Source organism: Acinetobacter sp. YH12040, assembly GCF_013420005.1.
Taxonomy (GTDB): Bacteria; Pseudomonadota; Gammaproteobacteria; order Pseudomonadales; family Moraxellaceae; genus Acinetobacter; species Acinetobacter amyesii.
On the sequence record NZ_VOZB01000023.1, the window covers coordinates 1 to 12,141 of the forward strand.

A 12,141-nucleotide genomic window follows, 5' to 3' on the forward strand; every position below is an offset into this window, starting at 1 on the left:
TACTCTTTGTATCTTTCCATGGTTTCGCATTTTTTCTAGGTGGAATCACCGCATGCGCTTGCCGATCTGCAATGACCTGACGGCATTGCTTGGTGTCATAAGCTCCATCGGTATAAACAGAGTCAATCCGCTCATCTTGTGGAATCTGATTAAGTAAATCACCAAGCACCTGTGAATCACTGACATTATTGGTTGTAAGCTGAACTGCTCGTATTTGCAGGGTTTTGGCATCTATACCAATATGGAGTTTACGCCATTGGCGACGATATTCAGGTCCATGTTTCTTGCGTTTCCATTCGCCCTCACCTAGAAACTTCATGCCTGTAGAGTCCATGAGTAGATGCAGCCCATCGCTACTTTTTTGGTAGCTGATTGCAATACAATATGCTTTTGTCTTCTACAAAGCGTGGTGTAATCTGGAGCTTCCAATTTAATCCGCAAAGTTTAATCAGACTTTGCACAAAGCCAGTAACCATACGTAAAGACAGACGAAATAAGGATTTAATCATTAAGCAGTATTGGATGGCTGCGTCGGAGTAGGTTTGATTTCGCCCTTGTTTGCCTTTTGATGGCGCATACCATTGCGTAGCAGGATCAAACCAAATGGCAATATTTCCGCGACTCATGAGTGCTCGGTTATATGCGGGCCAATTGGTTATGCGGTAGATTTTGTGTGTAGGCTTCTTCATTTGAAAATTATATCGCTGAAAAAGCCTTTACAGATAGATTTGTGCAACAAAGCCTAACATATTGAAAAAAATTATTTTTTCAAAGCAAAATTATTTATTAAACTTACTGGTAAACCGATATTTCGTTCTAAGCTGTCAATTGCACCCCATAACCATCCTAAATCATGATACTTCGCTTCTTGAAAATTTAACATATAGTCAATTTGATCAACATTAAACTTATTAATCATTATGCCCACTCTAAATGTTTTTCACCATTTTTAAGTGTATAGACCCAAACAGGTCTTAATGGACAAAAATCTTTATCGTAAACAACAAGCCAAGTTCCGACATCAACAACCCCTAATTCCTCTGCATGTCGTTCTGATTTAGGGAATGATAGTTTGAACCATTCCAATTGCTCAGAGATAGGTATGTCATATAAAATTTCATCATTTTCGCTTTTAGCAAGTAATAAATCACCATTTCTCATTAACTTTTCTAAAATATAGAAAAATATTGTTTTTTTTAAATCAAAGTTATTATCCACAATTTCATAAAATTCTAAATCATTATCTAATCGACTAATTGATAGCCAAATACCATCTAATGCCTGAAACTTAGCCGATTTCATTAATTCATCAAATTGTTTATCGATTAGATTAAACATTATCTACTCCATTAGACCTCTTGCGTTAGTCAAAATTTAATCAGTGATAAACGTTGATTTTTAAATAAATATCAAAGTCTAAAATAGTCAAAAATAATACTTTCGCAAGAGGTCTAAATTTCAGCTTGATTTTCATCTGAATCAACACCATGGCCATATAGATAAATCTCAGCTAATTCTAACTGGGCAGAAGTATCTCAATTTTCAGCTTTCGCTAATAAATCATTAGAAAAAACAGGTTCGGCAAATGTTTCCATTGAAAGGCATACTCCTAAAGCCATAAAAATATTTGTTAATTTATTCAATTTTTAACTTTTAAATTAAACTGTTAGGTCTGTACATTTTTATATCATATCCAAAAGAAAACTCTAAAATTACAGTATATTTTTAGCCTATTTAACATAATGGGCGTTATACGAAATGCAAAATAAATAGTTTTATATTTCAAAAAGTTATGCTATAAAAAATCGGGGGCGCAAACCCGAAAAGCCGACTTGGAAACAAGTCGGCTTTTTTATGTTCAGTTTTGATATATTCTGCCAATAAAATTGATCAATATTTAATCAAATTGTCGTTTTTCTCTGGCTTATCAATACCCCACATCCCGAAACTATCCCCAATTTCTGCGGACAACTCTTGGGATAAAGTAGGCCAACTTTGTAAGCTAAAACTTACACAGATTTAAGGATTTTGCGGATTGGTAATCCAAAGCATTAGCCCTATGATGAATACATAAGGGAACTGGATGTTTCTAGAAAACAAGAATAAGAAAATAGCGCAAGGAATGGGCAGCACGAGATCAGTAAGACTAGCAACCCGATATGAAAAAGCCCGACAGGATGTCGGGCTTTTTTATTTTTAAGACCTTATAAAATAAACCGACAACATTCATTTGCTAACCGTTGTAAAAACACATATATAATGTGTATACACATTATATATGTGTTAAAATATGAACAATAAAGAATGGAGTCACTGTATGACTTACGCAGAGCTTCAAATGACGCTCCTAGAAATGGATCTATCGATAAAAGATCTTGCAACGTTACTTGGCATGAACCCTAATTCCATTACTAATTATAAAAGTACTGGCATGATTCCCCTGCACTTAGCAATTACAGTAGCTCTGATTTCTCATTCAAAAAAAGCTGGTCTATCTCCCGAAGACATTATTAATGAGGTGAAGAGAGGTCATGCTAAGAAATTCCTTGAAAATAATTAAAGGTAATACATTATGCGTACAGATCTACTCTTAGAATTAGCCGATTTCCTAGACAAACTTGATCCCAATAGATTTGATATTCGGACTTGGAGAAGACCATCTAAGGATTCAGTTGGCTTCGTAAGTGATGAGCAACTACTCACTGACTGTAAGACGGTTGCTTGTGCTATTGGATGGGCTGTGACTTTACCAAAGTGGAAGGATGCAGGATTCTATATGGACACTTTGGACATCACCAAAGAGCATATGAATAACCCATTAAGTACGCCATACACTATGGCTATTGTGAAATGGCAAGGTGACTCAGATATCGATTCTTATGATGCTTTACAAGCAGGGTTAAATCTTCCAATAGGTATGGCAGAAGTCCTTTTTGACTTCAATAATTATGCTGATGAAGAATTTACAAGTGCTCAAACGGTGGCTGAAAGAATACGTGAGTTTTGCAGTACGCCATCAGAAGAACTTATGGATTTAGTAGTTTCCTATACTGATACTGAGTAATCCCTACAGGCATAAAAATTAAAAAACTCAATAAAAATGGAGCCTTATGCTCCATTTTTAAAATTCTTATAACGTGTCATATGTTGATTTTAGAAAAAATTAATAATAAAAGACCTCTTGCTAAAATATAGTTTTATCTAATTTTTGACTTGGCTAAAATCTCATAAAATATAGCTTTCGGCTGCTTAAAATTTGACTAACGCAAGAAGTCTACTATTTCAAATTTATTAAATATTTAACTACTAAGCCTAAAGCAACCCCCAACAAGGGTGGAACAGCATTACCAACTTGAGTGTATTGAGGAACTTCAAACTTTCTCATTTGGCCACCAGTAGTTACTTTAGATAGAAACTTAAAGTTATCTGGAAAGGACTGTACTCGAGCCATTTCCCGAACAGTTAGTGTTCTTAAATCACAATAATGGCAAGCATCGTCAGGAATAGATAAAGCTGCTGGTGCTGGTTGATTAGCAACTAAAGCCTTTTGAGTTTGTTTCTTCGTTTGATGTAACTGTAAATACTTTATCAACTCATATTTACTCGAAAAATTAGTCGCTTGGCCATCTTCATTTAAAAAACTTAATTTTTTTAATTCATTAAATGCAGTATCAGAAAGTAAAGTCGTCAAACCTTTAAGAATCTGCTGTACCTCTTTTTTGGTATTTGAAGAAACCAAATTTAAATTTTGATATAACTTAAAACGCTTTTTGACATGAATCCCATTCGCTCTAAGATCATAATTATTTAGCCCCTTATGTGCAGTCAGCAAAGGATTGAACAGAGCATCTAACTTTTTTACATATTCAGATTTTTCTTGATTATTTTCGATAGAAAGGTCTTGAATCGCATCTGCTACGGAAAACTCTTTTCCCTTGTAAGCAATTAACGGCTCTAGAAAAGTATCATGAAAAAATGCTGTGTCCTTATCAACATCAAAGTATTTTAAATGCCCATACTCTAAATCTGTATCTAATTGAACTTTCTCAAAAAACTGATAACTATGTTTTAATATTTCTTGCTCTTTTTCATTTAATTTCTGAATTATTTCTGAATAAATATCTGCACGGATACCCAAAAGAATGAAACGTGGTCGGTTCTGCGCAACGCCAGCATATTTAGCATTTACATGTAAGCATAAAGGAATGTAATTGATCTTTGAAAAGGCCTTGGCAACCTCATACCAGGCATAGAATTGTCCAACTTCGGTATTAAAAGCCCTTAAAATCCCAGAAACATTCTCTAAAAGCACAAACTTAGGGTGAGTGAGTTCCACAAATTTGGCAAATTCCCAGGGTAAAGTATTTCGTTCATTACCCAACTGTCTTAATCCAGCCAGACTGAAACTTTGACAGGGTGGGCCACCAGAAACAAGATCTAAACCACCATCTAAATGTTCATCCTGTATTTGTTTCAATAATTCAGGCTGTTGTTGTAATAATTTATTGAGTTCTACAATACTACCAACAAGTAGTTTTTTATTGAGTTGGGTATTTTGATCTAAATCACTAAAGCCACTATCCATGATAGGTGGGTAGGTTTTAGGATTTTCTCTAAGTCTTTTTGATATTTCATTTTTAGGAAAATTTGAGTTAATCCAAAGTGTATGTTCAAGATGCTGTGCATCTAAATGTTCATCAAAAAAATTATAAGCAAAAGTTTCGGCTGCCATTGGTGATAATTCATTAGCAATAATCAAGTTATACCCTGAAGCTTCTAAGCCTAGGGATAATCCACCACAACCAGCAAACAACTCAATATAGTTCAACCACAGTGCCTTAACGTCTAAAATATCGTGGAATTTTAAAGTACACTCAAGCCAAAGTCCAGGCATTTATACAATTTAAGATGAATCAACGAACACCAATTGACCTAAGCACAGAACAAACAGAACTTTCATTAAAAAATAGAAAATATCTTGCTCAAAATGGTATTGATTATGGTTTGTTATCCATTACTCAAACCGGCCTAAATAAGTCCATTATGGATGCAGTCGGATCTTTAAGAACATACCTAAAGGAAAATCAATATCATAACTATTTTGAACAAAAACAAGGAACTGACTATAAAGTTTTAAAACCATGCCAATTGGTTATCTCTGATACAGACTCTCAGGATCAAAAGGTTAGCTTATATCGTCCTGAAACAAAATCAGGAGATCCACGGATTTGGATTTATGGATTAAAAAATGTGGCTAGCCCTGGTGATGAACTAGCACTCGTTATTGATAAAGGGGATTTATATGCGTTTAACATCTCAAAATTAGATCTAGTTCAAAACCAATTTTTAAATAAGATCATTCAAGACTATGAAGCAACAGCAATGGAGTTACTTGGTCTATTAGAAAACTTAAGCAAAAAAGGACGATTACAATCGATTATGCAAGGCCGGCATGATACGGCTATAGGCAGAACAATTGAACATGCTTTGGGTATTCCAATCAACTCGTCACCTTTACCCGATTATAAAGGGATCGAGCTAAAGGCAGCTCGTTTAAATAAAATTTCAAACCGTACAAATTTATTCGCTCAAGTTCCTGACTGGTCGATCAGTACATTAAAAAGTAGCAAGGAAATCGTTGATAAATATGGTTATCAACGTGGTGAAGATTTAAAACTTTACTGTACGATTAAGACACATAGTTATAATTCCCAAGGTCTTGGCTTTGAGGTCGATTTTGAGCAAGATCAACTGAATGAATTACACATAACAGATGGGCCAGTAGTGAGTTGGTTGGGAGACACTCTTAGAACTAAATTGCTAGAAAAACATCACGAAACTTTTTGGATTAAAGCTAATTCAGATATAGAAAATGGTGATGAATTTTTTACATTAAAATCAATCACACATACGAAGAACCCTGTTTCAAGCCAATTCCTTGTACTTTTGGAACAAGGAATCATTACGATGGATCATTTAATTAAACGTAAAGATAAAACAGGTAAAACAAGTGAAAAAGGCCCCTTATTTAAGATTAAACCAGAACATTTAAGCCTAATTTTTCCTGAGCCAAAGCATTACAATCTGTAATCATGCTTGGATCAAGATTTAACATAAAATCTCTTATACGAAATTCGCCTGTAATCCCAAAGTAGACGTTCCTGGTTTATGATGATCTAACTAACATCTCAGGAGATGATTCTATGAACGACACTGAAAATCCGAAAAAGTTTCCATTCTCAGAGTCTGAATTGCTCGAACATATGAATGAATATACAGCACATGCAGATGAAATTGCTGTGCTTACAGAAGCTGAATATCATCATTCATATTGCAAACGCTCTACTCCATTTTTAGAAATAAATTAAATACAGTATAGACAAAACCCTTGCCACATAAGGCCTTGAAGGCTGTTTTGGAGTGGAGCGTTTTAAAATTGGTTAAAAAATAAATACAGAACAATCTAAACCCTTACTACATAAAGCTTTGAGGAGTATTTTGGAGTCGTGAGTTTGAAATTTGGAGAAATCTATTTTGTATTTTCCCGTTTCTGCTTTTCGACTTCATATTCAAATAGCTTTTGATCTCCATATTTATAAGTCGTAAAACCATCTAATACTTTGATAAATAATTCGACTTTCTTTGAATAAATATCTTCATGTTTGCATACTTTTTGATAAAGATCCGTCTGTGAAATTTTTTCACAAAAATTATCATTACCTATAATCAAATTAGTCACTTGCGACACATCTTCTGGAATCTTTTTATTCATTTTTTTAAATGCCGCAATAACAGCACCACCTAACTCAAATTTGCGTTGATTGTCAGCTTTACGTTTTTTACCTTCATCCTTTTTTTGGATCTGAGTTAAATAAAGCTCAAGATCCTTCATCTGTAATTCTTGAGCCTTAAAACGCTGGTATCGAGTAAACATTGTTTTCAGAATATTCAGCTCACTATTACCTAATTCTTGATTCTTATATGACTTAAATAACTCAATAAATTTGGTTTCATATTCAGTTGGTTCCGGAAAAGTCGAAAGCTGATCAAATAAGGTCTTTAGTTTTATATGCTCACGGTAAGGTTTTAATGCTTCTCTCACTAAAATCTGTTGAGCTTCAGACAACATCTCAAAATTAAAATCTTCAGCTTGTAGATCATCAATGACCTGATTTTGTAAATCGGTCCGTGGATGTTTTTCTAAGAGATACTCCACAAAATCATGTAATTCTGCTACTTGAAGTAACTTAGCTGGTCTTCCACGTTTTTTTGCTTTTTCCTGAGTCATACCACCTGCCGCCTAATTTTCAGAACTGCAACCTGTTAGATATGGTTTTACCATATTTAACAGGGCAGTCTGAAAATAATTATTTAAAATAAAAATAAAAATTCTTGAAAAGAATTTTTATTTTTATTTTAAATAATTCGCACTTGACAGTTTCTTGCTATCGCGAAGAAACTAGTACGCAATGGGGCGTTTCCCCCTTGACCCCCTTTAACCGGATTTTCAGCCATTCAGGCATTCCAAATCCGGACGCTTTTTATTTCGTTTCACTGCATAAAAACCGGTCCCCAAGCCACCAGAGGTGAACATGGCCAGCTACCATTTCAGCGTCAAAAGCAAAAATAAAGGCTATGCCTCAGGTCACTACCTCTACATTTCCAGACTCATGCAATACGAAGGTATCCGCAAAACCAGTCATGAGACCATCGAACATATCGAACCCGGTCGTTGTATGCCTGCCTTCGTGAAAGATCCCATCGAGTTTTGGCAAGCAGCAGATACCTATGAACGAGCAAATGCCAAAGCGTACATGGAATACGAAATTGCCTTGCCAAATGAATTCACGCCAGAACAGCGTAAAACGCTCATAGAGACGTTTTTAGAAAAACATGTAGCTAGCTTCAACTATCCGCATTCATACGCCATACACAACGTAAAATCGCGCATCAGTGGCGAAGATCAACCTCATTGTCACCTAATGTTCTCATTGAAAGCCGATGACGGTATTGAACGAACAGCCGAACAATACTTCAAACGCTATAACGCAAAAGACCCATCCAAAGGCGGTGCGAAGAAAATCCAACTCCAAGAAGGCCATGAAGACTATTCTGCTTTTCTGATCTATATCCGCAAACAATGGGAAAACCACCTCAATGATGCCCTTGCTCAACACTGCCCGACTGTCACTTACAGACTAGATGGACAAGACATCACCATCAAAAACCAAGTGTCAGCAGATAGCTATGAAAAATACAATCAGATCCACGGCACCTTGTACCTTCCAGAACCTAAACTGGGTGTCGGCAACCAAAATGCGACCCCTGAATACCTCGCAGAGATCCAAAAGATCCGAGAACACAACCATCAAGAACGAGAACTAGAAGAACGTCAGAAGAAAATCGACCAAAAACATGAATATTTTTACAGCTGTAGTAATGAACCCTACTCAACACCAGAGGTAATGTACTACGTCAATTACCTACTGAAGAAAGCAAAGAATAAAAAGGAACTCGAAAACGATATTGTGGCAATCGTTAAAGCACAGAATCCGATCATTGACAGTGAACGATGGAATACACGAGAAATGACCCGAAAATTCAATCATGCACAAGATTACCCAAGCCCATCTATTGCGTTTAAGGTTCATTCAAAACCTGAACAGCCGATCACCCAACAGATCAAGCAACAACCCCAACGTATTCAACCTGAATTGAAGAAGCCAAAACCTGATGATTATGATTTTAGTGGTCCATAAATAATGGTTTTATAGATATTTATAAAAGTCAGAGTATAATGATTGAACACACAACGGTAAGTATTATAGGAACGTCCATTCCTGCTTACTGAAATTTATAAACTGAATCAGATTTAGAAGGCTGATTCAGTTTTTTTTAGTTATTAATAGAGCGAGTGTCTACGAGCGAACAGACACAATCAAAACTCTCGCCATGCTTTTTCCCTGATTACAGGCTCCCCTTTGATTCTAAGATTTAGATACAGAGCATCCCGGAGGGTGCGAACAAACTTAATTTACATCTCGACCGAGCGAAGCGAGCATAAAAACTTATGAGCGAAGCGAATTCCGAGTTTCTTTTGCTTTTTAGAGAATTCATTCCAGGTATTTGCTAAAAATTGCCCCAACGAACTGAGCGAAAGCGAAGTTCAATAGAGTTTGAGCGTAGCGAAAACCAAGGGCAATTTTTCATGAATTAGGCTTTTAAATACTTTTAATGCTTTTAAATGCTTTTAGATCTTATGTAAAGCTTATACATCAAGCCTTTCCTCGGTCATAAGACAACGTTTCCTCGGTCATAAGACAACGTTTCCTCGGTCATAAGACAACGTTTCCTCGGTCATAAGACAACGTTTCCTCGGCATATGGCAACTCTTTTTTTTTTGTTGCCTTAAAATATTTTTTATAAAATAAAAACATGGCATAGGACAATATATAAACAATCTTCGGATCAATAATTTTGTTTTTAGTTTTTATGAACTTTTAATAGCTATATTTTCTAAGAAATGATCTGATAAATTGACCCAAAACATGGCATAAGACAACATTTCCTCGGTCAACAATATTATTGGTATATCACATTAATTAATTATAAGTATTTGTAATAAATAATTAAAATTATTTAATATTAAGTATTTTATTGACTCAAAACATGGCATAAGACAACGTTTCCTCGGTTAATGCTAATTAGTCTTTCCAATAGGGAATACTTGTCAAATACTCAGTTACTTTGATTCATTTGTCCTTGTATTCTGTTTAATGAAACATGGCATAAGGCAACATTTCCTCGGTTAAACAAAGAATCTATTTTTATTTTATGATCAATAATTGTTCAAAAAATAATTGACATAGGTATTATATAATGCTGATATGACAACAAATTTTCCTTTGTTGCCTAATTATAAAACTCATGTCGGATCTAGTAGTTAAGTCAAATAAATTAGTACAAGCATTACAAACACTAACACTTGCTGAGACTCGTGTTATACAACTTGCAATTGTCGATGCAAGAGAAACAGGAAAAGGATTACATTCAAGTAAGCCATTAGAATTAAATGCAGCTCGTTTTGCTAAAGCATTTAATGTTTCTAATGATGCAGCATATTTAACATTGATTGAAGCAGAAGACTCTCTATTTAAACGTCAATTTACTATTACAAATGATGATGGCACATTGACGAAAAGTCGTTGGATTCAGGATGCTAACTACAGAAAAGGTGAAGGTAGAATTTTAGTAACTTTGACTCGGGTAGTTGTTGAACATGTCACAAGAATCGATGGTTTTGAAGAATATTTCACTAGTTATCATTTAAAACAAACATCTCTTTTTAGCAGCGTTTATGCAGTACGTTTATATGAGCTCTTAATGCAATGGAAAGCAATTGGAAAAACTCCACAATATGAACTTAAAAAGTTTCGTGAACAGCTCGGGATAGGCATAAATGAATATCCACGTATGGAACCATTTAAAAGACGAGTTCTACACGTAGCAATTGAACAAATTAACGAATCATCAGATATTATTGTTGAATATGAGCAACATAAAAAAGGACGTTCTATAACAGGATTTTCTTTTACTCTAAAAAAGAAAAAAGATGCCTCTACTAAAGTAATTCAGACAAAGAATCCTTCAGATTTTTTCTCGAAAATGACCGATTCTCAACGCCATCTGTTTGCGAATAAGCTTTCTAGACTCCCTGAAATGAATAGCTACTCTCAAGGTACAGAAAGCTTTGAACAATTCGCTGTACGCATTGCAGAAATGCTCAAAAATGCTCAAAAATTTGAAGAATTATTCCCATACCTTCAAAAAGTTGGCTTCCAACCTGCATAAAAGTTAAGCTTGATCATTTGTCTATTAGACAGTCTAATAGACAACAAGTTTTTACAAGTTTAGGCAGAGGTTTACAGGATGAAAACCCTTACAGTTCTTGAACTTTCCAAGCTGTACAACATCAATAGACAAACGATTTACAACAACATAAAGAAAGGAATTTTAAGTAAAAATTCTGATAATAGGATTGATCTAGCAGAAGCTATCCGTATTTTTGGTGAACCTGTAAAAAAACAGGATGTAAAAGAACCTGTAAAAGTAGACAGTCCAAATTCGGCAGAAGTTTTACTGCTTAGACAGCAGATAGACATGCTAAAAAATCAGCTTGATGATGCCAAAGATCGAGAGTCTTTTTATCAAAATCAAATTGAGACGATGCAACGCCTACTGGAAGCCCCAAAACCTCCAAAAGTAGAAGATCCAACACCAGTTGCGACACCTCAAGATGCAGTTGAAGCTCCAAAAGAACAGGCAGAGACTCAGAGTGAGATCCAAACACCTAAGAAGCGTATTCCTGTACCTGAACACGTTGAACCTGAGCCTAAAAAACGTGGCTTCCTAAGCCGTTTTTTCTTGCCAAATGGTTAGCAGATCAATGAATTCTCATAATTATGGAAAACCATAAAACCACAATTATGGAAAACCACAATTCTATAATTATAGAAAACTACAATTCTACAAAACCATAATTCTATAAAACCATGAATGTGGAGTAGAGCTACACAAACTCGTGGAACATTGCTTAAATAGTATCCGTGGAACATGAAAAATCAATAAAAAAGCCCATTCGAGGGGGAATCGGCTTTTTATGGTGAAGTAAGTTACTGATTTAATGTGACAATTTAATTACGTTTCGTATAACGCGTATTATGTTAATTGGGCTTTGTTGCACAAAGATTTGAAATGCAAAGCGCCCATAATCGAGCCAAATCTAAGGCATAACTTGGGTAAGTGGTTGACCTAATTCAGTGAATTTATTGAGGACTGCCACACATGTATGAATCTCATTGACTTGGCTTTGAAAGCTCCTTGCACTCAGTTTATCGCCCAATAATTTAATGCAATGCATCTTGGTTTCTACCAAACTTCGCCGATGATAGCCTGACCATTTTTTCCATAGTGTCCTGCCTAAACGTTTAACTGTTCGAAGTAATTCATTTCGTTCTAGCGAGCTACTCTTTGTATCTTTCCATGGTTTCGCATTTTTTCTAGGTGGAATCACCGCATGCGCTTGCCGATCTGCAATGACCTGACGGCATTGCTTGGTGTCATAAGCTCCATCGGTATAAA

The 12,141-nt window shown here is 35.3% G+C and carries 12 protein-coding genes and 2 pseudogenes; 7 read left to right on the forward strand and 7 right to left on the reverse strand.

Features of this window, described 5'->3' with window-relative positions:
* The 4 genes and pseudogenes from FTT99_RS16015 to FTT99_RS16030 all read right to left on the reverse strand — a co-directional run.
* Positions 1-689, reverse strand: a pseudogene (locus FTT99_RS16015) (IS5 family transposase); the annotation flags it as partial.
* Between the two features lie 71 nt (positions 690-760).
* Entirely contained in the window at positions 761-919 is a 159-nt protein-coding gene (locus FTT99_RS16020; RefSeq protein WP_180111827.1) for a hypothetical protein, read from the reverse strand.
* Positions 919-1,338 carry a DUF596 domain-containing protein gene (locus FTT99_RS16025; RefSeq protein WP_180111831.1) on the reverse strand — a complete coding sequence of 140 codons (420 nt, stop codon included), beginning with the start codon at positions 1,336-1,338 and terminating at the stop codon, positions 919-921. Before FTT99_RS16025 ends, FTT99_RS16020 begins: the two co-directional genes overlap by 1 nt.
* A 116-nt stretch (positions 1,339-1,454) precedes the next feature.
* Positions 1,455-1,595: pseudogene (locus FTT99_RS16030) on the reverse strand (SEL1-like repeat protein); the annotation flags it as partial.
* A 722-nt stretch (positions 1,596-2,317) separates the two neighbouring features.
* Between FTT99_RS16030 and FTT99_RS16035 the strand changes: the two are divergent.
* Entirely contained in the window at positions 2,318-2,560 is a 243-nt protein-coding gene (locus tag FTT99_RS16035; RefSeq protein ID WP_180056156.1) for a tellurium resistance protein TerC, read from the forward strand.
* A 12-nt stretch (positions 2,561-2,572) separates the two neighbouring features.
* Complete coding sequence (locus FTT99_RS16040; protein ID WP_180056157.1) at positions 2,573-3,064, forward strand: hypothetical protein; 492 nt, start codon at positions 2,573-2,575, stop codon at positions 3,062-3,064.
* Positions 3,065-3,277: 213 nt separating this feature from the next.
* Here FTT99_RS16040 and FTT99_RS16045 read toward each other — a convergent pair whose 3' ends face one another.
* Positions 3,278-4,894 carry a DNA cytosine methyltransferase gene (locus FTT99_RS16045; RefSeq protein WP_218947364.1) on the reverse strand — a complete coding sequence of 539 codons (1,617 nt, stop codon included), beginning with the start codon at positions 4,892-4,894 and terminating at the stop codon, positions 3,278-3,280.
* A 14-nt stretch (positions 4,895-4,908) separates the two neighbouring features.
* On the opposite strand from FTT99_RS16045, the gene FTT99_RS16050 reads away from it, so the two are divergent.
* Entirely contained in the window at positions 4,909-6,090 is a 1,182-nt protein-coding gene (locus FTT99_RS16050) for an MvaI/BcnI family restriction endonuclease (RefSeq protein ID WP_032042725.1), read from the forward strand.
* Between the two features lie 113 nt (positions 6,091-6,203).
* Positions 6,204-6,368 carry a hypothetical protein gene (locus FTT99_RS16055; RefSeq protein WP_180161663.1) on the forward strand — a complete coding sequence of 55 codons (165 nt, stop codon included), beginning with the start codon at positions 6,204-6,206 and terminating at the stop codon, positions 6,366-6,368.
* 161 nt (positions 6,369-6,529) lie between these two features.
* Here FTT99_RS16055 and FTT99_RS16060 read toward each other — a convergent pair whose 3' ends face one another.
* On the reverse strand, positions 6,530-7,288 hold the full coding sequence (locus FTT99_RS16060; RefSeq protein ID WP_120368316.1) for a hypothetical protein: 759 nt from the start codon (positions 7,286-7,288) through the stop codon (positions 6,530-6,532).
* A gap of 304 nt (positions 7,289-7,592) precedes the next feature.
* On the opposite strand from FTT99_RS16060, the gene FTT99_RS16065 reads away from it, so the two are divergent.
* The 3 genes from FTT99_RS16065 to FTT99_RS16075 all read left to right on the forward strand — a co-directional run bounded on the left by FTT99_RS16065 (position 7,593) and on the right by FTT99_RS16075 (position 11,439).
* On the forward strand, positions 7,593-8,759 hold the full coding sequence (locus tag FTT99_RS16065) for a MobA/MobL family protein (RefSeq protein ID WP_120368315.1): 1,167 nt from the start codon (positions 7,593-7,595) through the stop codon (positions 8,757-8,759).
* Positions 8,760-9,927: 1,168 nt separating this feature from the next.
* A complete protein-coding gene (repM, locus tag FTT99_RS16070) occupies positions 9,928-10,851 on the forward strand; it encodes a replication initiation protein RepM (RefSeq protein ID WP_180161665.1) in 924 nt (307 codons plus the stop codon).
* A 78-nt stretch (positions 10,852-10,929) separates the two neighbouring features.
* Complete coding sequence (locus FTT99_RS16075) at positions 10,930-11,439, forward strand: plasmid replication DNA-binding protein (RefSeq protein WP_180161666.1); 510 nt, start codon at positions 10,930-10,932, stop codon at positions 11,437-11,439.
* A gap of 343 nt (positions 11,440-11,782) precedes the next feature.
* On the opposite strand, the gene FTT99_RS16080 is transcribed toward FTT99_RS16075, so the two are convergent.
* Positions 11,783-12,141: IS5 family transposase (locus tag FTT99_RS16080; RefSeq protein WP_180124656.1), on the reverse strand; the 359-nt coding region annotated here is incomplete at its 5' end.

Excerpts from the sequence above, each read along its gene's own strand:
- FTT99_RS16020 (WP_180111827.1), bottom strand. The coding sequence starts at position 919 with ATGATTAATAAGTTTAATGTTGATCAAATTGACTATATGTTAAATTTT.
- FTT99_RS16025 (WP_180111831.1), bottom strand. The coding sequence starts at position 1,338 with ATGTTTAATCTAATCGATAAACAATTTGATGAATTAATGAAATCGGCT.
- FTT99_RS16035 (WP_180056156.1), top strand. The coding sequence starts at position 2,318 with ATGACTTACGCAGAGCTTCAAATGACGCTCCTAGAAATGGATCTATCG.
- FTT99_RS16040 (WP_180056157.1), top strand. The coding sequence starts at position 2,573 with ATGCGTACAGATCTACTCTTAGAATTAGCCGATTTCCTAGACAAACTT.
- FTT99_RS16045 (WP_218947364.1), bottom strand. The coding sequence starts at position 4,894 with ATGCCTGGACTTTGGCTTGAGTGTACTTTAAAATTCCACGATATTTTA.
- FTT99_RS16050 (WP_032042725.1), top strand. The coding sequence starts at position 4,909 with ATGAATCAACGAACACCAATTGACCTAAGCACAGAACAAACAGAACTT.
- FTT99_RS16055 (WP_180161663.1), top strand. The coding sequence starts at position 6,204 with ATGAACGACACTGAAAATCCGAAAAAGTTTCCATTCTCAGAGTCTGAA.
- FTT99_RS16060 (WP_120368316.1), bottom strand. The coding sequence starts at position 7,288 with ATGACTCAGGAAAAAGCAAAAAAACGTGGAAGACCAGCTAAGTTACTT.
- FTT99_RS16065 (WP_120368315.1), top strand. The coding sequence starts at position 7,593 with ATGGCCAGCTACCATTTCAGCGTCAAAAGCAAAAATAAAGGCTATGCC.
- repM (WP_180161665.1), top strand. The coding sequence starts at position 9,928 with ATGTCGGATCTAGTAGTTAAGTCAAATAAATTAGTACAAGCATTACAA.
- FTT99_RS16075 (WP_180161666.1), top strand. The coding sequence starts at position 10,930 with ATGAAAACCCTTACAGTTCTTGAACTTTCCAAGCTGTACAACATCAAT.